This is a genomic window from Streptomyces tremellae (assembly GCF_039540215.1).
Taxonomy (GTDB): Bacteria; Actinomycetota; Actinomycetes; order Streptomycetales; family Streptomycetaceae; genus Streptomyces; species Streptomyces tremellae.
In genome coordinates, this window is sequence record NZ_BAABEP010000026.1 from 52,539 (window position 1) to 71,800 (window position 19,262).

14 protein-coding genes and 2 tRNA genes are annotated in these 19,262 nt (G+C 74.2%); 9 read left to right on the forward strand and 7 right to left on the reverse strand.

Annotated elements, in window-relative coordinates; translation table 11 throughout:
• Window positions 1–124 precede the first annotated feature (124 nt).
• Complete coding sequence (locus ABEA77_RS18710) at window positions 125–550, forward strand: TIGR03618 family F420-dependent PPOX class oxidoreductase (RefSeq protein ID WP_345648584.1); 426 nt, start codon at window positions 125–127, stop codon at window positions 548–550.
• Window positions 551–682: 132 nt separating this feature from the next.
• Here ABEA77_RS18710 and ABEA77_RS18715 read toward each other — a convergent pair whose 3' ends face one another.
• A complete protein-coding gene (locus tag ABEA77_RS18715; RefSeq protein ID WP_345648586.1) occupies window positions 683–4,651 on the reverse strand; it encodes a PAS domain-containing protein in 3,969 nt (1,322 codons plus the stop codon).
• A 229-nt stretch (window positions 4,652–4,880) separates the two neighbouring features.
• Window positions 4,881–5,321 (reverse strand): SSI family serine proteinase inhibitor, encoded by a 441-nt coding sequence (locus ABEA77_RS18720; RefSeq protein WP_425588314.1) that lies wholly within the window; start codon window positions 5,319–5,321, stop codon window positions 4,881–4,883.
• Between the two features lie 246 nt (window positions 5,322–5,567).
• Between ABEA77_RS18720 and ABEA77_RS18725 the strand changes: the two genes are divergently transcribed.
• Both ABEA77_RS18725 and ABEA77_RS18730 read left to right on the forward strand, forming a co-directional pair.
• Window positions 5,568–5,659 (forward strand) — tRNA-Ser (locus tag ABEA77_RS18725).
• Window positions 5,660–5,826: 167 nt separating this feature from the next.
• Window positions 5,827–5,899, forward strand: a tRNA-Arg gene (locus ABEA77_RS18730).
• 168 nt (window positions 5,900–6,067) lie between these two features.
• Here ABEA77_RS18730 and ABEA77_RS18735 read toward each other — a convergent pair.
• Window positions 6,068–6,646, reverse strand: coding sequence for a TetR/AcrR family transcriptional regulator (locus ABEA77_RS18735; RefSeq protein ID WP_345648588.1), 579 nt, complete (start codon window positions 6,644–6,646; stop codon window positions 6,068–6,070).
• Window positions 6,647–6,725: 79 nt separating this feature from the next.
• Between ABEA77_RS18735 and ABEA77_RS18740 the strand changes: the two genes are divergently transcribed.
• The gene (locus ABEA77_RS18740; protein ID WP_345648591.1) at window positions 6,726–7,499 is read left to right on the forward strand and encodes an oxidoreductase; all 774 of its coding nucleotides are present in this window, start codon (window positions 6,726–6,728) and stop codon (window positions 7,497–7,499) included.
• Between the two features lie 672 nt (window positions 7,500–8,171).
• Here the strand turns inward: ABEA77_RS18740 and ABEA77_RS18745 are convergent.
• The gene (locus ABEA77_RS18745; RefSeq protein ID WP_345648686.1) at window positions 8,172–8,567 is read right to left on the reverse strand and encodes a MerR family transcriptional regulator; all 396 of its coding nucleotides are present in this window, start codon (window positions 8,565–8,567) and stop codon (window positions 8,172–8,174) included.
• 614 nt (window positions 8,568–9,181) lie between these two features.
• Here ABEA77_RS18745 and ABEA77_RS18750 point away from each other — a divergent pair.
• The 5 genes from ABEA77_RS18750 (at window position 9,182) to ABEA77_RS18770 (ending at window position 15,057) form a co-directional block, all read left to right on the forward strand.
• Window positions 9,182–10,675 carry a SulP family inorganic anion transporter gene (locus ABEA77_RS18750; protein WP_425588315.1) on the forward strand — a complete coding sequence of 498 codons (1,494 nt, stop codon included), beginning with the start codon at window positions 9,182–9,184 and terminating at the stop codon, window positions 10,673–10,675.
• A gap of 192 nt (window positions 10,676–10,867) precedes the next feature.
• Entirely contained in the window at window positions 10,868–11,923 is a 1,056-nt protein-coding gene (locus ABEA77_RS18755; RefSeq protein WP_425588316.1) for a DUF2797 domain-containing protein, read from the forward strand.
• A gap of 99 nt (window positions 11,924–12,022) precedes the next feature.
• A complete protein-coding gene (locus tag ABEA77_RS18760; protein WP_345648594.1) occupies window positions 12,023–12,979 on the forward strand; it encodes an amidohydrolase family protein in 957 nt (318 codons plus the stop codon).
• Window positions 12,980–13,058: 79 nt separating this feature from the next.
• On the forward strand, window positions 13,059–13,901 hold the full coding sequence (locus ABEA77_RS18765; RefSeq protein WP_345648596.1) for a response regulator transcription factor: 843 nt from the start codon (window positions 13,059–13,061) through the stop codon (window positions 13,899–13,901).
• Between the two features lie 274 nt (window positions 13,902–14,175).
• On the forward strand, window positions 14,176–15,057 hold the full coding sequence (locus ABEA77_RS18770) for a TetR/AcrR family transcriptional regulator (RefSeq protein ID WP_345648599.1): 882 nt from the start codon (window positions 14,176–14,178) through the stop codon (window positions 15,055–15,057).
• Window positions 15,058–15,202: 145 nt separating this feature from the next.
• Here ABEA77_RS18770 and ABEA77_RS18775 read toward each other — a convergent pair whose 3' ends face one another.
• The 3 genes from ABEA77_RS18775 to ABEA77_RS18785 form a co-directional block, all read right to left on the reverse strand.
• A complete protein-coding gene (locus tag ABEA77_RS18775) occupies window positions 15,203–15,673 on the reverse strand; it encodes a PPOX class F420-dependent oxidoreductase (protein ID WP_345648601.1) in 471 nt (156 codons plus the stop codon).
• Window positions 15,674–15,744: 71 nt separating this feature from the next.
• Entirely contained in the window at window positions 15,745–16,572 is an 828-nt protein-coding gene (locus ABEA77_RS18780; RefSeq protein ID WP_345648603.1) for a YceI family protein, read from the reverse strand.
• A gap of 186 nt (window positions 16,573–16,758) precedes the next feature.
• A complete protein-coding gene (locus ABEA77_RS18785) occupies window positions 16,759–19,185 on the reverse strand; it encodes an MFS transporter (protein ID WP_486389441.1) in 2,427 nt (808 codons plus the stop codon).
• Between the last annotated feature and the right edge of the window lie 77 nt (window positions 19,186–19,262).

Below are 19,262 nucleotides of genomic sequence, written 5' to 3' on the forward strand. Positions count from 1 at the left end.
CGGTCCGGCGCGGTCCGGCTCCCGTGCCCGCACGGGAAGCCCGCGGCGCACCCCGCCGCGCCCGCGTCCGCGCACGATACTGGTGGCCGCCAGGCCCGCAGACGATGCCACGAGGAGAGCGCCCGTGAGTGACCCCTGGAGCTTGTTCGGTACGACCGTCAACGGCGTCCTGACCACCCAGAAGCGTGACGGCAGGCCGCAGTTGTCGAACGTCTCGTACCTGTGGGACCCCGAGCCCCGCATCCTGCTGATCTCCGTGACCGACGACCGCGCCAAGACCCGCAACCTGCGCCGCGACCCGCGCGCGAGTTTCTACGTCACCACGCCCGACCTCGGCGCCTACGCGGTCGGCGAGGGCGTCGCCGAACTCGGCGAGGTCACCCGCGCGCCCGACGACGACGCGGCGGACGCGCTCGTCGCGCACTACCGCGCACTGCGCGGCGAACACCCGGACTGGGACGACTTCCGCGCGGCGATGGTCGCCCAGCGGCGCCTGCTCCTGCGGCTCCCGCTCACCCGCGTGTACGGGTGGGTGCCGGACGGACACTGAGACCGACCGCCGCGCTGACCTGCCTGCCGCGTGAGCGGGCCGCCGCGTCAGCCGGGCCCCGTCCGAGCCGGCCCGGCCTGCCGGCCGCCCCGCGAAAGCAAGTCCCCGAGGCCGAACCCCGCGAGGCGGCCGTCAGTTCGTCCCGATCTTCGCGAGGAGGTCCACGATCCGCGCCTGGACCTCCTCGCTCGTGGAGCGCTCCGCGAGGAACAGCACGGTCTCGCCCCGCACCAGGCGCGGCAGTTCGGCCGGGTCCATGCCGGCCGACGTGTAGACGACCAGCGGCGTGCGGTTCAACTGGCCGTTCGCGCGCAGCCAGTCGATGATCCCGGCGCGCCGCCTCCGCACCTGCATCAGGTCCATCACGACGAGGTTCGGCCGCATCTGCCCGGCGATGGCCACCGCCTCGTTGTCCTCGGCAGCGAGGCCGACCTGCATGCCGCGCCGCTCCAGGGTGGTCGAGAGGGCGAGCGCGATCTCCTCGTGCTCCTCGATCAGCAGGACGCGCGGCGGGTGCTGTTCGCTGTCGCGCGGCGCGAGCGCCTTGAGCAGCACGGCGGGGTCGGCGCCGTACGCGGCGTCCCGGTTGGCCTGGCCGAGACCGGCGGTCACCAGTACCGGCACCTCGGCGGCGACCGCGGCCTGTCGCAGCGACTGGAGTGCGGTCCTGGTGATCGGCCCGGTCAGCGGGTCCACGAAGAGCGCCGCGGGGAACGCGGCGATCTGCGCGTCGACCTCCTCGCGCGAGTGCACCACGACGGGCCGGTAGCCCCGCTCGCTCAGCGCCTGCTCCGTGGAGACGTCCGGCGCGGGCCACACCAGCAGCCGACGCGGGTTGTCCAGCGGCTCCGGCGGCAACTCGTCGTCCACCGGCTGCGGTTGAGGCCGGTTGGCCACCTCGACCGCGCCACCGGGACCGTCCAGCGGCTCGGGCCCCTCGGCGCCCTCGTCCGGTGCCCCGATGGCGTACGAGCGGCCCTCGGCGCGTCCGCCGCCCGCGCCGGGGGACGGCGGCGGCAGGGGTACCGACGTGCTCTGCGGGGTCGCGGGCCCCTGGGGCTGCTGCGGCTGGGGGCGCTGCGGCGCCGCGCCGTCCGCTGCAGGCTCCGTGCGATTGCCCAGCTTGCGCCTGCGGCCCGCAGCCCCGGGACCTGGCACGCCCGGCGCCTGCCCGCCGCGGGCGAACGGCACGCCCTGCCCCAGCGTGCGCACGCTGAACGCGCGGCCCTGGGTGTCGTGCCCGGTCGCGGTGCCGCCGGGCGGCGTCTCGTCGGGCAGCGGCTGCGCCACGGGCAGCGGACGCCCCGCGGGCGGCGCCTGCCGGGGGCGCGGCGGCTCGGCGGGCGCCTGGGGCCGCCGCGGCAGCTGCGCCCTGTCGCCCGCCGTCGGCGCGTCGGTGCCCGGCAGGGGGTGGGCCTGCGGCGGGGTGTGGTCCGCGTCCTGCGCGGTGTGCGCGGCGTCGTGGCGCGCCGGGTCGTCCGTACGGTCCGCGGCCCCGGGCGGCAGCGCGAACGGCGACCGCGCGCCCTCCGCCTCGGCCCGCTCCCCCTGGACCTGAGGCCGCCCCTGAGCCTGCGCCTGTACGTGTCCCTGGGCCTGTACGTGTCCCTGGGCCTGCGCGGGCGCCTGCGGCTGCTCGCTCCCCGGCTGCCCCTGCCCCTGCGCGAGCACCCGGCGCGCCCGCCGGCCCGTGGGCTGCTGCTGCGGGGAGGCCTGGTGGTCGGCGGGCCCCGGCGCCGTCCTGGTGGCGGACGGGGCGGCGGGCGCGCCAGGACCACCCTGCGGCGGCACGGGTGCGAGCGCCGGCGCGTCCGCGGGCGCGGGCTGCGGCGCGATCGGCCCCGACGGCAGCGCGGGCAGCGCGTTCTGGCCGCCCTGCGCGGCCTGGCCCGCGGCCCGGTGCCCCCGCGCGGGCATGCCCTGCGGCGGCACCGTCGTACCGACGCCCCCCGGCGGCACGGCGGTGCCGCGCCGCGTGCCGTGCCCTGCGGGTACGACCGCGCCCTCGGCGGGGCTCGGGCGGCCCCGGCGGCGGCCCGTACCGGCGTCACCGCCGGGGGCGGGCACCAGCGCGCCGCCCTCGGGCCCGCTGCCCCCGGCCGCGGCCTGCGCGTCCTCGGCCATGGGCCGTGCCCTGCGCCGGCCGGTGGGCGGTTCCACCGCGTTCTCCCCGGCGCCCCCGTCCCTTCCGTTCTCCCCGCCCCCGCCGTTCCCGCCGGTCGGCGACGCCAGGAACGCGTCCGTCGAGGCCCGCCGCGCCCTGCGCCGCCCGCCGCGGCCGCCGCCCACGGTGGTGCCTGGCGCGCCGGTCTGCTCCTGGTACGGGACGGCCGCGCCCGTCGCCTGCACCGTGCCGCCGCCCTCGCCGAGCGGCAGTTCCAGCACGTACGACATGCCGTCCATCCCCGGCACCTGGTGCGTCTGGAGGACACCGCCGTGCGCCCGCACGATGCCCTGCACGATCGGCTCGTGCACCGGGTCGCCGCCGGGGAAGGGGCCGCGCACCTCGATCCGTACGACGTTGTCGCGCTGGGCCGCGGCGACCACGACGGTCGAGTCGACGTACCCGCCCTGCGGCTGGTGCCGCGAGCGGCCCGTCGCGTCCACGCCCACCACGTCGGCGATCAGGTGCGCGAGCGCCGTCGCGAGCCGGTGCGGGTCGACCTCCGCCTCGATCGGCGGCGCGTGCACGGCGAACTGCGCCCGGCCGGGTCCGATCAGCTCCACCGCGCCGTCGACGCCTGCCGCGACCACCCCGTCGAGCATGACCGTCTGCTTGGTCAGCTCCTCCGTGCCCTCGTCGAGCCGCTGGTAGCCGAGGACGTTGTCGACGAGCGTCGTCATCCGCGCGTATCCGGCGGCCAGGTGGTGCAGGATCTGGTTGGCCTCGGGCCACAACTGGCCCGCCGGGTCGGCGGCGAGCGTGGTCAGCTCGCCGCGCAGCTCCTCAAGGGGGCCGCGCAGCGCACCGCCGAGCACCGCGGTCAGCTGCGCGTGGCGCGCCGCCACGATCTCGTACCGCTCGGTCAGCTCCTCGATCTCCGCCGCGTACCGGTCGCTGCGGTCGGCGAGTTCGGCCGCGGCGGCCTCCTCGGTCTCCCGCAGCTGCGCGGTGAGCCGCTCCTCGACCTCGTCGCGCTCCGCGGTCAGCCGCTGCTCGGCCGCGGCAAGGTCGGCGGTGAGGCGCCGCTCAGTCGCGGCGAGTTCGCCGGTGAGCCGCTCGGTGGTGCTCCGCAGCTCGGCGGCGGCGCTCTGCTTGAGCTCCTCGACCTCGTCGGCGTGGCTCTTGACGAGTTCCTCGTGGGCGCGCCGGTCGATGAACGTCATGACGGCGCCGACCAGCTGGTCTCCGTCGCGCACCGGTGCGGTCGTCAGGTCGACGGGCACGGCGGAGCCGTTCTTCGCCCACAGCACCTGCCCGCGCACCCGGTGCTTGCGGCCGGAGCGCAGGGTGTCCGCGAGCGGCGACTCGTCGTACGGGAAGGGGTCGCCGTTGGCCCGCGAGTGCAGGACCAGCGTGTGCAGCTCCCGGCCGCCGAGGTCGGTGGCGCGGAAGCCGAGGATCTGCGCGGCGGCCGGGTTCACCAGCACGACGCGGCCGTCGGTGTCGGTGCCGACGACGCCCTCGGACGCGGCGCGCAGGATCATCTCGGTCTGCCGCTGCGAACGCGCCAGCTCCGCCTCGGTGTCGACGGTGCCCGCCAGGTCGCGGACGACGAGCATCAGCAGTTCGTCGCCGGTGTAGCCGCCCGAGGGGTCGCGGTACGCGTCGCGGCTGTCCAGGGACGCGCTCGTCACCTCGACGGGGAACTCGGCGCCGTCCGTCCTGCGGGCCGACATCCGCGTCGGCTTCGTACGGCCCCTGGCGTCCGTGGACGCGGGGCGGCGCATCGAGCCCGGGATCAGCTTGGAGTCGAACTCGGGCAGCAGATCGAGCAGCCCGCGGCCGACGAGGGCGGTGCCCGGGGCCTCGAACATCTCCAGGGCGATCGCGTTGGCGTTGACGACGGTGCCGTTGGCGTTGACGAGGACGAGGCCGTCGGGAAGCGCGTCGAGTATGGCTGCGAGGCGAGCAGCGCCTCGGGATGGCCTGCTGCTCACGACGACGCTTCCTCCCTGGCTCACTGCGCTTCGCGGACCTGCCGCGCCGCCCATCTTGCCCGCGGGGGTCCGGCCTGTCACGGGAGGGAGTCTACGGGCTGGGGGTGGGGGCGCGGCGGGGGATCGTGGATGTGCGGGGCGCGTGAGCGCGGGGGCGGACGGGCGCGACAGGATGGTCATGCGACGCGCACGCCCTCTCCATCTGCGCCCGCCCGCCCGCCCCGCCGAGTCAGCCGAGGTCGGGCAGCACCGGTACGAGCTGCCGCCAGCGCGAGATCTCGCACCCGTTGCGCCGGTTGAAGGAGGCGTCCACGGCGCGGCCGTGCCAGGTGCCGACGACCCGCGCGGTCGCGGGCCCTCCGTAGATCTGCGTGCACAGCTGCCCCTCGGGCACCGGCGCGAACGGGTCGCCCCCGTCCCGCCCGAACCCGTCGAGCCGGTCGCACGCGGCGGCCGCGTCCGGGTGCGTGCCGCCGGCGGGCTCGCACCGCAGTTCGTACGAGGAGGACGGCGTGCCGCGCGCGCCGGACGGGTCGGACACCAGGACGGTGAGCGCGTCCCGCGGCGCGTCGCCGGGCGCGGCGGCGACGAGCCCGGCGAGCGCCACGGGGAGTACGGACAACAGGGGGACGAGCGGTACGGCGCGACGGCGGCGCGGGCGAGGCAGCAAGGCGACTCCTAGCTCCAGGGGGTGATCCGGGACGGTCCCCGACCCGGCGCCCGCCCGGTCCACCGGCACGCGCCCCGGGACGGGTCCCGGACTCTCCCCAGGACCAACGCGGCAGCGCCCGGGACGTTGCGCTTGGCGAGTGCTTTGCCATGCCGTACACCCGCCCGGTACGGTGAGGAACGATTGGTGAGCGCGCCCCCGGGTGTGTCATCATCTGCACAGCGAGCCCGCGTGCGCGCGGGCTGTGGAGGCGTCGCCTAGTCCGGTCTATGGCGCCGCACTGCTAATGCGGTTTGGGTCTTATACATCCATCGAGGGTTCAAATCCCTCCGCCTCCGCACCGAGAAGCCCCGGCCTCCAGGCCGGGGCTTCAGTCGTCTCCCCGGCCGGAGGATCGCGCCATCTCCGCAGGTCAGCGGGGTGCGGCCAATGGATTTCACCTGGAGCCGCAGGTCATGTAATGTTGTTCTCGCACCGCAGGGGGGACGAAGATCCCGCCGGGCGAGCACTCGTAGCTTAACGGATAGAGCATCTGACTACGGATCAGAAGGTTGCAGGTTCGAATCCTGCCGAGTGCACAGCACACCAGAGGCCCCGGAGAAATCCGGGGCCTCTGGTTGTTTTGTGTGATGGCGTTCAGGGCCCGTCCGGGTGCGGGTCCCCGCGCCGGACCGGGCCCGTGGGCGCCCGTGGCCGGTGGGCGCGGAGTCGGGTGGGCCGAGGGCGCGTTGGGGCCGGCCGGGGGCTCACGTGGCTCGCGGGGCGCCGAAGCGTAGGCCGTCGTGGAGGAGGGCGGCGATCTGGCGGGCCTCGGCCTGCCAGCCCTCCGTGGCGCGCATCGCGCAGATGCCGCCCAGGGCGCGCAGCAGGGTGGGGCCGGTGACGTCGTCGCGGAGGGTGCCGGCCCGCGCGCCCGCGTCGAGGAGGCGGGTGAGCGTGTTCGCCATCTGGGCGCGGGCGTTGTCGAAGACCGGCGAGTCCGTCGCCGTGATGCTCTCCAGGGCGACGGCCATCCCCTTGCCCACGGCCGCGTGGTCCACGAGGAGCAGCAGGAAGCGGCGCAGCGCCTCGTCGGGGGCGTGATGGTCGAGGAGTTCCCCGGGAGCGGCGCACAGCTCGTCGACCTCCTTCCGGTAGACCTCCTCGACGAGGGCCTCGCGCGTCTCGAAGTGGCGGTAGAGCGTGCCGATGGCCACTCCAGCCCTGCGGGCGATCTCCTCCACGTGCGCGTCGGTGTCGTCGCCGAGGAACGCGTCGCGCGCCGCGGCGAGCAGCGCCTCGCGGTTGCGCCGGGCGTCGGCGCGCAGGGGACGTGATGACGGCAACAGAGCCTCCCTAATGTGAGTCCGACTCCGTTTGTGTATGGTTTCCGGAGTCGGGCTCATCTTATCGAGGAGGGTTTCCATGACGGACCAGGGAGAACGGCTTGAGGGGCTCCGCGTACTGGTCACTGGCGCGAGCCGCGGCCTGGGCGAGGCGACCGCGCGCCGGTTCGCCGCCGCGGGCGCCGACGTACTGACGGCCTCCCGCAGCAGGCCGAAGAAGGACCTGCCCGGCACGTTCATCCCCGCGGACCTCTCGACGGAGCAGGGCGCCGCGGAACTCGGCCGGCAGGTCGTCGACCGCTTCGGCGGGGTGGACGTGCTCGTCGACAACGCGGGCGCGGCGAGCGCCCCCGCGCCGACCCTGGTCCGTTCCGACGCGTCCTGGCGTGCGGACCTGGAGATGAACCTCCTCAGCGCCGTACGCCTGGACCGGGCCCTCGTGCCGGGAATGGTCGAGCGGGGCAGCGGCGTCGTCGTGCACGTCTCCTCGATCGCGAGCCGCCTCCCGCAGCACGCGGACGCGTCCTACGCCGCGGCGAAGGCGGCGCTCAACACGTACAGCCGCGGACTGGCCACCGAGGTGGGCGAGTACGGGGTGCGCGTGGTGTGCGTCCTGCCGGGCTTCGTCGTCACCGAGGGAGCCGAGGCCCACCTCCGCCAGGTCGCCGACCAGCGGGGGGTCGCCCCCGACGAGGTCGCGCGGCAGCTCGTCGACCACCTGAAGGTGCCGATGGGCCGCCCAGGGGATCCCGAGGACGTCGCCGAGATGATCGCCTTCCTCGCGTCCGGGCGCGCGAAGTGGCTCACCGGGGCGCAGTTCCGCGTCGACGGCGGGATCATCCCTGCCGTCTGAACGGCGGCCTGCCACGAGGAGCGGGAGACCGCCGCGGGCATCGCCCTCAGTTCCGTGACCACCCTCAGTTCCGTGACCACCGACGCGGCCGGCCCCGAGCCGGAGAGCGTCCTTCGAGCTGCGAGCCGGAGAGCGCCTTCCGATCTGCTCGGAGGCGGCGCGCGGCAGGGGTGGTGGGGCGCGGTCATCGGCGTCTGCTCCGTGTGGGATCGAGGAGGAATTCGACCATGACGCGGGCGTCCCTGCGGCGGGTCGGGTTCGCGGACCACACACCGGGAAGTACGACGCAGCAGAAGAGGACGACCGGGCAGAGGACGGCGGCCGCGCCGATTAATGGATGGGCCACTGCGACGGGCACCAGGAGACCACCTGACACCAGGCCGAGCAGCGGCCTCGCCCTCACGGTTCAGTTGCGCTCGCCATGCGCAGGGTTCCTTCCGGTTCACGGAGCTTCGGGCTCCGACCCGACACCCACGCTGTTTACGACCGGACAGGGCCGGCCGTCATTCATGAGGAACCGCGTGTCGCACGCGCCGGGATGGCGAATCCGTGGCAGTCGTGCGCGGCGCCCCATCCCCCGTCGATGGGAGCAGCACCAGTGTGCCGCAACTCGGTCCACCACGGGAGGAGTTGCGAGAGACGACAGGAAACGGGCTCTTGAGGCGCGGCCGGTCAGGGCTGCGGGGGCGCCGCCTTCGCGGCCCTCGTGCGGAGGGTCTGCGCGAACTCCTCGGCGCGGGCCAGCTGTACGCGCAGCTCGGCGGCGCGCATTGCCGTCGCCTCCTCGAACTCGCGTAGGCGGGCGGCAAGTTCGGTGCGCTCCTGGTCGGTGAGCGGTTCGTCCGCGTCGAGCCGGTCGGTGACGGCGAGCAGGTCGCGCATCTGGTCGAGGGAGAAGCCGAGCGGCTTCATGCGGCGGATCACCATCAAGCGCTGGACGTCGCCGTCGGTGTAGAGGCGGAAGCCGCCCTGGGAGCGGGCCGACGGGGTGACGAGGCCCACGTCCTCGTAGTGCCGGATCGTGCGCAGGGACAACTCGGTGCGCGCCGCCACCTCGCCGATCTGCATGTGCAGGTGCGTGTCCATGTGTTCGGAGCTGCCCGTGTGCACCGCGCCCGTCCTCTCTGCCGGTCGAGTCTGCCGATCCATCTGTCGATCCCTCTGCCGGTCCCTCTGCCGGTCCCTCTGCGGACCAGGGGAGAAGCATCTCAGTCCGCGGGCGGCGGGCCGCTCGCGGCGGTGCCCAGGGGAGGGCCATCCGGCGGGGTCCACGGTCGGGAGGCCACTCCGGCGAGGGGCATCCCTACCCTTACGTCAGGGTAGAGTTCGGCTCGGTGGTCGCCATGGCAGCCTTGGTCGGCCAGGTCGCTGCGGCGTCCCGGTCGCCGTGGTGGCGTGACGGATGTGTGGCGGGTGTACGGCGGTCGCGGTGATGCGGCTGTCGTGCGCCGGTGCTGTCGTGCGCCTGCGGTGGCCGCTCGTACGTCCGCGTTCGTACGACCGCACATCCTTCGTACACCCCCGTACGTTCGTGTGCCCGTGTGCCCGTGTGCCCGTGTGCCCGTGTGCCCGTGTGCCCGTATGTCCTACGGCTGCGGTTGCGGTTGCGGCCGGGCGCCGCCCGTTCGCCCGACCGACCCCCCGGCCCTCGCGGGCCTCGACTGCTCAGGTGGTGCTCTGCTGTGCCCGGTTCCTTCCCGCCCCTGCCGCGCCGTGGCTTCGGGCTGCGGCGGCTGGGGCCCGCGGCGCTGCGTACCGAGGTGCTCGCGGGGCTCGTCGTCGGCCTTGCGCTGATCCCGGAGGCGATCTCGTTCTCCGTCATCGCGGGGGTCGACCCGGAGGTCGGCCTGTTCGCCGCGTGCTCGATGGCGATGGTGATCGCCTTCGTCGGCGGACGGCCCGCGATGATCTCGGCGTCGACCGGGTCCGTCGCCCTGGTCGTCGCGCCGGTGGCGCGCCAGCACGGGCTCGGCTACCTGATCGCCACGGTCCTCCTCGCCGGCGTCTTCCAGATCGTGCTCGGTGCGGTCGGGGTCGCGAAGCTGATGCGGTTCGTGCCGCGTTCCGTGATGGTCGGGTTCGTCAACGCGCTCGGCATCCTGCTGTTCACCGCCCAGCTGCCCAACCTGCGCGACGTGCCCTGGCCGGTGTATCCGCTGGTCGCGGCCGGCCTGGTGATCATGGTGCTGTTCCCCAGGCTCACCCGGGCCGTGCCCGCGCCGCTCGTCGCGATCGTCGTGCTGACGCTGGTCACGGTGGCCGCGGGGATCGCCGTGCCGACCGTGGGGGACAAGGGCAGGCTGCCGTCCTCGCTGCCCGTACCCGGCCTCCCCGACGTGCCGTACACGGCGCACACACTCACCGTCATCGCCCCGTACGCGCTGGCGATGGCGCTGGTCGGGCTGATGGAGACGCTGATGACGGCGAAGCTCGTCGACGAGCTCACGGACACCCCGTCCGACAAGAGGCGCGAGTCCATCGGGCAGGGCATCGCCAACATCGTGACGGGCCTGTTCGGCGGCATGGGCGGCTGCGCGATGATCGGTCAGACGATGATCAACGTCAAGAGCGGGGCGCGGACCCGCCTCTCGACGTTCCTCGCCGGGTTCTTCCTGCTGGTCCTGTGCGTGGTGCTCGGCCCCGTCGTCTCCGACATCCCGATGGCGGCGCTGGTCGCGGTGATGGTGCTGGTGTCGGTCGGGACGTTCGACTGGCACTCCGTACGGCCCGCCGCCCTGCGGCGCATGCCGGTCGGCGAGACGGCGGTGATGGTCCTGACCGTGGTCGTCGTGGTGGCGACCGGGAACCTCTCCATCGGTGTCGTCGCCGGGTCCGTCGTCGCGATGGTGATCTTCGCGCGGCGGGTGGCGCGGTTCGCCGACGTCACGTCGGTGACCGACCCGGAGGGCCGCCAGGTGGTGTACGCGGTGAGGGGGGAGCTGTTCTTCGCGTCGAGCGGCGACCTGGTCGCGCGGTTCGACTACGCGAACGATCCGGACGACGTCGTCATCGACCTGTCCGGCACCCACGTGTGGGACGCGTCGTCGGTGGCCGCGCTCGACGCCGTCGAGGCGAAGTACGCGCAGCGCGGCAAGAAGGTCACCATCACCGGCCTCAACGAGCAGAGCGCGTCCCTGCACGCGCGGCTGAGCGGGGAGCTGGCGGGGGAGCACTGAGCCTCGGGGCCTCGGGACCTTGGGATCTCGGGCCCCGGGACCTCGGGCGTCCCGGACCTTGGGATCTCGGGCCTCGGGGCCTCGGGACCCCGGATCTGGGGGCCTCGGGACCCCGGACCTCGGCGCCGCGGCGCCGCGTGCCGTTTTCGCTGGTCAGGGCGATTGTCAGTGGTCGGCTCTACTCTCGGAGAAGTGTCGGACACATGGCGTTGTGCCGGGGTTCGGTGGGGTGGCGGCGGCTCCCCAGGGCCCTGGCTGGTCTGGGAGTCCCGCAGTCCGGAGGGGCCGGCGGGGGAAGACGGGGGTGCGTATGGCGGGAGACATAGCGGCGGTGCCGCCGCGGAGCGGCTGAGCGAGCTGGTCTACGGGCGCGAGGTGGCGTTCCGTGCCGTGGGCCCGCGCCGGTGCACCGGCGCGGGGCGCGGCCGGTGCCCGCTCGCGGCCGAGGTGCCGGCCCGGAGCACGGGGGCCCAGTGCCCCGAGTGCGCGCGCCTGGACCGGCTGCGCTCGGTCGCCGCCGACACGATGGCCGACGACCCGCGGCCCTACCGCGTCTACCTGGCGTGGTTCGGCCCGGGCATGGTGAAGGTCGGCATCACCCGGGAGGAGCGTGGCGCCGCCCGCCTGCTCGAACAGGGCGCCGTGACCTTCAGCTGGCTCGGCCGCGGCCCGCTGATGGCCGCGCGGCGCACGGAGGAGCTGCTGCGCGCCGCGCTCGGGGTGCCCGACCGCATCCCGTACGCCGCGAAGCGCGCGGCGCGAGCGGACCTGCCGCCGGGGCCCGAGCGCGCCGCGGAGCTGGCGGGCCTCCATGCCCGCGCGCTGGCCCTGCCCGGTCGGCCGTCGGCCCTGGAGCCCTCGGTGTTCGAGGCCGTGGACCACGCGTGGGTCTTCGGCCTTGAACGTCCGGCCGCCTCGGGCGGGTCGGCCCCCGCCCCGGCGTCGGCGCATGCCCCCGCGCCGGTGCTCGCCCCCGCCTCGGTGGCCGCTCCCGTGCCAGTGGCCGCCGCGGTGACGGAGCTGGTCGACGGCGGCGCCGTCGCGGGGCGACTGGTGGCGGCCGCGGGCCCGGACCTGCATCTCGCCGTGGCGGGCAGGGGGATCGTGGCCGTCGACACCCGGCTGATGCGGGGCTGGGGACTGGAGCGCGGCGCCCCGGGCGGCGGGGGCGCCGGCGCGGCGGGGGCCGGGGCGCTCACCCTGCCCGTACGGGAGCTGCGGACGGATGTGCAGGACGGGCTTTTCTGACCGCGGGCCCCCGCACCTCATGGCTCAGGCGCGCGCCCGGGCCGGAGGGGCGGAGGGACTTCATGGACACGGGTGCCGTGCGCGCCCAGAGTGGAGGGCATGAGCGATCAAGGGGTGGACGAGCGGGCCGCCGTGCGGGCGTTCCTCGCGCGGGTGGGGCTGCCGGGGCTTGTCGATGTGCACACGCACTTCATGCCGGAGCGGGTGCTGCGCAAGGTGTGGGCGTACTTCGACAGCGCCGGGCCCCTCATCGGGCGGGAGTGGCCGATCGCCTACCGGCAGGCGGAGGACGAACGGGTCGCGCTGCTGCGGGGCTTCGGCGTGCGCGCGTTCACGTCGATGCTCTACCCGCACAAGCCGGGCATGGCGGAGTGGCTCAACGCGTGGGCGGCGGGGTTCGCCGACCGTACGCCGGACTGCCTGCGCACGGCGACGTTCTTCCCGGAGCCGGGCGCCGAGTCGTACGTACGGGCGGCGGTCGAGGGCGGGGCGCGCGTGTTCAAGGCGCATCTCCAGGTCGGTGCGTACGACCCGAACGACCCGCTGCTCGACCCGGTGTGGGGGCTGCTCGCCGAGGCGCGGGTGCCGGTGGTGACGCACTGCGGCTCGGGGCCCGTGCGCGGCGCCTTCACCGGGCCGGGGCCGGTGCGCGCGCTGCTCGCCCGCCACCCGCGGCTGCGGCTGGTGGTGGCGCACCTCGGCATGCCGGAGTACACGGAGTTCATGGAGCTGGCCGAGCGGCACGAGGAGGTGCGGCTGGACACGACGATGGCGTTCACTGACTTCACGGAGGCCGTGACGCCGTTCCCGCGCGACCCCGGGGTGCGGGCGCGGCTCGCGGACCTGGGGGACCGGGTGCTGCTCGGGTCGGACTTCCCGAACATCCCGTATCCGTACGCGCACCAGCTGACGGCGCTCGAAGGGCTCGGGCTCGGCGACGCCTGGCTGCGGGCGGTCTGCCACGGGAACGCGGCGTCGCTGTTCGGGATCGAGGCGCGTGGTGGCGGGGCGGAGGCGGGCCGCGGCGGGGCGGTCGCGGGCGGAGCCGCTTCCTGAGGATTCCCTGTGGGTTTTCTCAGGCAATTCACAGAAAGGGGCAAGACGGCTCTCAGAGGGCGTGCAGAGGGTGAGGAGTATGACCATCACCTCGCCCCGCGGGCGCACCGAAATGCTGAAGCCGGACGGGAGTCCCGTCCGCGTACTCGTCGTCGACGACGAGGCGTCGCTCACCGAGCTGCTCTCCATGGCCCTTCGGTACGAGGGATGGGAGGTGCTCAGCGCGGGCGACGGCGCCTCGGCGATGGACTCGGCCAGGGACTTCGCCCCGGATGCCGTGATATGGGACGTCTCGCTGGCCGGAGCCGGAGCCGGAGCCGGAGCCGGAGCCGGAGCCGGGGCGGGGGCGGCCGACGACGGCGGGGTCGGCGGCGAGGCGCCCGCCGTGGACGCGGTGGACGCGCGTGCGGTGCTGCGGCGCCTGCGCGCCGAGCTGCCGCAGGTGCCGGTCCTCTTCCTGACCGCGAAGGACGGCGTGGAGGAGCGGATCGCGGGCCTCACGGCGGGCGGCGACGACTACGTCACCAAGCCGTTCAGCCTTGAGGACGTCGTGGGGCGGCTGCGCGGGTTGATCCGCCGCTCCGGTGTGGCCACCGTGCGCAGCGAGTCGATGCTCGTCGTCGGCGACCTCACGCTGGACGAGGACAGCCACGACGTGACCCGTGGCGGGGACTCGATCCACCTGACGGCCACCGAGTTCGAGCTGCTGCGCTATCTGATGCGCAATCCGCGGCGCGTGCTGAGCAAGGCGCAGATCCTCGACCGCGTGTGGTCGTACGACTTCGGCGGCCAGGCGAACGTGGTCGAGCTGTACATCTCGTACCTGCGCAGGAAGATCGACGTCGGGCGGCCGCCGATGATCCACACCAGGCGCGGCGCCGGCTACCTGATCAAGCCGGGGGAGCCGGGCACGGTCCGCTGACGCGGCCCCCGAGGGGAGCCGGCAGGGGCGCGGGAAGGCGGCGCGCGCGGGGGCGCGCGGCGAGCGGCGGAGCACGCGGGGAAAGGATCACCACCAGCCACGGCGCAACATCCGGAACCGGGTGGATCATGGGAGCGGTACGGGAAGGCGTACGGAGGGCGGCCCGCCGGGCCACCGCCCCTGGCGCGGGCGCCGAGCGCGCCCGTCGCCCGACCCGTACACACCGCTGAAGGTCCGGCACCACCCGGCCGGAAGGAACCGAGGAGGCTGGCCCGTGGTCGCCGGAACCGATCGTGCGAAGCGTCCCGCCCGGACGAGTGTGTGGCTTGAGGGAAAGCCGAGGGTGCGGGGCCGCCGCCACGAGCGGCCGGACCAGTCGTCGGCGGGTGGCGCGGGCACCGAGTCCGCGAGCCTCGACCGGGACCGGATCACCGAGGTGTCGGTGCGGCTGCTGGACGCGGAGGGCCCGGAGAAGTTCTCCATGCGGCGGCTCGCCGCCGAGCTCGGGGTGACGGCCATGTCCCTGTACTGGTACGTGGACACCAAGGACGACCTGCTCGAACTCTCCCTCGACCACATCTTCGGCGAGGTCAGCGTGCCGGACGTCGAAGACGGCGGGACCGGCGGGGGAGGCGGGGAGGGCCGCGGGGGAGCCGCCGGCTGGCCCGAGCGGCTGCGGGCGCTCGCGACGAGCTACCGGTCCGTGTTCGTACGGCACCCGTGGGCGTCGCCGCTGATCGGCAAGTACCTGAACATCGGCCCGTGCGCGACCCGGTTCTCGCACGCCGTGCAGTCCGTGGTGCGCAGCACCGGCCTGCCACCGCACGCGCAGCGCGGGGCGACCACCGCGGTCTTCCAGTTCGTGTACGGATTCGGCACGATCGAGGGCCACTTCGTGCAGCGGTGTGCGGACGCGGGCCTCAGCCAGGACGAGTACTACCGGCGCGCGACGGGCTCCATCGACGAGCGCCCCGCGCTCAGGGAGGCGCTCGCCGGGCGGGGCCGACTGCTCGCGGCGCGCGGCGACGCGACGGTCCAGGAGATGCGCGAGCGCGACTTCGAGGTTGCGCTCGATCTGCTGGTCGCGGGCATAGACGCCGTGCGGAAGCGCGAGGTCGGCGGCCCCGCGGACCGGGGGCCGGGCCCCGCCGCCTGAGCGCGCGGCCTCTGAGGGAGGCCCCGCCGGGCGCGCTACCGCGAGACCCGGCCGGGCGAAACCGCCGCCGGCCGAGAGCCGGCCGGCGAACCCTCCGCCGTACGACCCCTCCCGTCGACCGAAACCGCCGCCGGGCGCCGTCCGTTCAGTCCTGCGTCGCGAGGTGCGCGGGGAAGCCGCCGGTGGCGACGGGGCCCCAGCGCTCCGGGGTGATGCGGATGATGGACTTGCCCTGCCTGACCATCGCCGCGCGGTACTCGTCCCAGTCCGGGTGCTCGCCCGAGATGGTGCGGAAGTACTCGACGAGCGGCTCGACCGAGTCCGGCACGTCGAGGACCTCGGCCGTGCCGTCGACCTGGACCCAGGGGCCGTTCCACTCGTCGGACAGGACGATGAGGCTGACACGCGCGTCCCGCTTGGCGTTCTTCGTCTTCGCGCGCTCCGGGTACGTCGACACGACGATCCGGCCGGAGTCGTCGACGCCGCAGGTCAGCGGGGAGCCCTGGGGCCGGCCGTCGGAGCGGGTGGTGAGAAGGATGGCGCGGTGCCGCGGCCGGACGAAGTCGAGGAGCGCCTCGCGGTCGACGGCGGTGTTCGTTGCGATGTTGGGTGCCATGGCGGCAGCCTACGACCCGCGGGACACGCGGGCCCCGCGGGTCGTAGGCGGCACCGCGCCCGCGCCGCCGGTCACGGCATCGGCGGCAGCTCGCCCCGTACGGCCTCGATGTGGAGCTCCACCTTGAGTACCGCGCCGACCATCGCGATGCCCGCCTGGAGCACCTGGTTGTACTTCATCGCGAAGTCCTCGCGGTGGAGTTCGGTGGTGGCGTGGAAGGCCGCCCGCACCCCGCCCCACGGGTCGGCGCCCGTGCCCAGGTACGACAGGTCGAGGTCGACGTCCCGCTCGATGCCGTGCAGCGCGAGCTTGCCGTGCACGGTCCACCGGTCGGTGCCCGCGGGCGTGAGGGCCGTGCTGCGGAAGGTGATCTCCGGGTACGCCTCGACGTCGAGGAAGTCGGGCGACCTGAGGTGCTTGTCGCGCAGCGCGTTGCCGGTGTCCACGCTGGCCGCGCTGATCGCGGCCTCGACGCGGGACGCGGTGTACTCGCCGCCGTTCTCGACGACCTCGATCGTGCCGCCGAACTCGTTGAAGCGGCCGTGCACGCTGGAGATCCCCAGGTGCTGCGCGACGGCGCTCACCGACGAGTGCGCCGGGTCGATGCTCCACGCGCCGGTCTCCGGCAGCTCGAACCCGCCCTGCCGGGCGAGCACGACCGTGCCGACGTCGGCCCTGCCACTGGCGGTGACCAGGGCGGTCGCGGCCGACGGGGCGTAGCCGACGGCCGTGACGACCACCGTGTACGGCCCCGGGGCCAGCGTGTCGGGCGCGGTGACGACGCCGTCCTGGTCGGCGGAGGCGCGCAGCACCTGGTTGCCGCCGGTGTCCGTGAGGGTCACGACCGCGTGCTGCACGGCCCAGCCGTCCCGCGTCCTGACCTGTGCGCGAAGTCCCATCCCGCGTTCTCTCCTTGGTTGCGCTGTGTGGCGAGGCGGCCGCCCGCTGGTGCGCGGGCGGCGGCCTCGTGGCGGGCGGGGCCCGGCGCGCCCGCCGCGCGCCCCACGGGGCGCCGGTGTGCGCGGTACGCGTCCTGCCCGCACCCGCCTGCCCCCCTCGGTCCCCGCCGGCCGGCGGGGACCGTGTCACTCGCCGGGGTGGGCGAGTTCGATGTCGTGTCCGTCGACTCCCTGGCCCGAGACGGTCAGCGAGCCCGCGACCGGCGGGTAGCCGGTCGCGATGACCGTGTAGTCGCCCGCGTTCAGGTCGGCGAAGGCGTACGCGCCGTCGTCGCCCGTCGTGGACGTGGCGACCACATTGCCCGCCGCGTCGACCAGCGTGACCCGTGCGTCGGGCAGCGGGCGGCGGTCGGCACCCGCCCGTACGGTGCCCCGCACCAGCGCGCCGGACTGGAGTACGGCCTCGATCCTGGTCACGCCCTGGCCGCCGATCTCCACCGGGAGGGCGAGCGGCCGGAAGCCGGACGCGTTGACGGCGACGGTCACCGAGCCGGGCACCAGCTCCCCGAAGGCGAAGGCGCCCTGCGCGTCGGACCTGCCGGTGGCGAGGACGTCGCCGCGGATGTCGGTGACGATCACCATGGCGTCGGGGATGGGCGTGCCCGCCTCGGCCGCGCGGACGAGGCCCGCGAGTCCGCTCGTACCGGAGAGCAGGATGTCGTACGGCAGCGGTTCTTCGCCGACGACGACGGTGGACGCCTGCGGCTGGAAGCCGTCGGCCGAGGCGATCAGCACGTAGCTGCCGGGGCCCGGGGCGTCCACGGCGTACACGCCGTCGGGGCGCGCGACCGAGCGGCCGAGCTGGCGTCCTGCCAGCGAGATCAGCGTGACGGCCGCGCCGGGCACCGCGGCGCCCTCGGCGCTGCGGACAAGACCGTGCACGGGCGTGCCGTCGGGCAGCGGCGGGGCACCCGCGCCGGCGAACGCCCCGGCCGTGGCCGCGGTGTCGGCGGCGGGCGGCAGGTCGTACGCGGCCGCGGTCTCGGGCGCCTGTGCCTGCGCGGAGCCGGCCGCCGCGGGCTCCTGCGGGTTCTGCGACGGGTCGCCGACTGCGCGTGTCCTCAACGGGACCTCCTTGATGAACCAGGTGACAACGAACGCGACGAACGCACACGGGGCCGCGTAGAGGAAGACGTCGCCGACGCCATGACCGTATGCGACCTCCATGACGTGCCGCAGCGGCGCGGGCATGGAGCCCAGGTCAGGGATTGTCCCGCCGCTGTCGCCCGCCTTGGCGGCCAGGGCCCTGCCCTGCGGTCCGAGCGCGGTGAGGCCGTCCCTGAGGTAGTCACCTACCCGGTTGCTGAGGATCGAGCCCAGTACCGAGACACCGATCGCGCCGCCGAGGGAGCGGAAGAAGGTGACGGTGGAGCTCGCCGACCCGAGGTCCTGCGCCTGCACCTGGTTCTGCGTGCACAGCACCAGGTTCTGCATCATCATCCCGATGCCGAGGCCCATGGCGGCCATGAAGAACGCCATGTGCCAGTACGGGGTGTCGTAGCGGATGGTGCCGAGCAGTCCGAGGCCGCCGGTCAGCAGGAAGCCGCCGGTGACGAGCCAGGCCTTCCAGCGGCCCGTGCGGGTGATGACCTGGCCCGCGACGGTGGAGGCCACGAAGAGGCCGCCGATCATCGGGATGGTCATGACGCCGGACATCGTCGGGCTCTTGCCGCGTGCGAGCTGGAAGTACTGGCTGAAGAAGACCGTGCCGGTGAACATCGAGACACCGACGAACAGCGACGCGAGGGACGCGAGGGAGATGGTCCTGTTGCGGAACAGCCGCAGCGGGATGATCGGCTCCGCGGCCTTCGCCTCGACCAGCAGGAAGATCAGGCCGAGCACGATCGAGCCGCCGACCATCGCGTAGGTCTGCCAGGAGATCCAGTCGTACTTGTCGCCCGCGAAGGTCACCCAGATCAGCAGCAGCGAGGCGGCTGCGCTGATGAAGAACGCGCCGGCCCAGTCGACCTTGACCTTCCGCTTCACCAGCGGCAGGTGCAGCGTCTTCTGGAGGACGATCAGCGCGATGACCGCGAAGGGGACGCCGACGTAGAAGCACCAGCGCCAGCCGAGCCAGGAGGTGTCGGTGATGACGCCGCCGAGCAGCGGGCCGCCGACGGTGGCGACGGCGAAGACCGCGCCGAGATAGCCGCTGTACCTGCCCCGCTCGCGCGGGGAGATCATCGCGGCCAGGATGATCTGCGCCAGGGCCGAGAGGCCGCCGACGCCGATGCCCTGGACGACGCGCACCGCGATCAGCATCTCGGAGTTGACCGAGAGGCCGGCGACGATCGAGCCCAGGACGTAGATGCTCAGGGCTATCTGGACCAGCAGCTTCTTGCTGAACAGGTCGGACAGCTTGCCCCACAGGGGCGTGGTCGCCGTCATCGCGAGCAGCGAGGCGGTCACGACCCAGGTGTACGCGCTCTGCCCGCCGCCCAGGTCGGAGATGATGTGCGGCAGGGCGTTCGTCACGACCGTCGAGGAGAGGATCGCGACGAACAGGCCGAGCAGCAGGCCGGAGAGGGCCTGCATGATCTCGCGGTGCGTCATCGGCGCGCCGGTGCCGGCGGAGGCGGGGGCCGGCTCGCCGCCGTGCCTGGCGTGGCCGCCCCGCACACCGGTGGGGG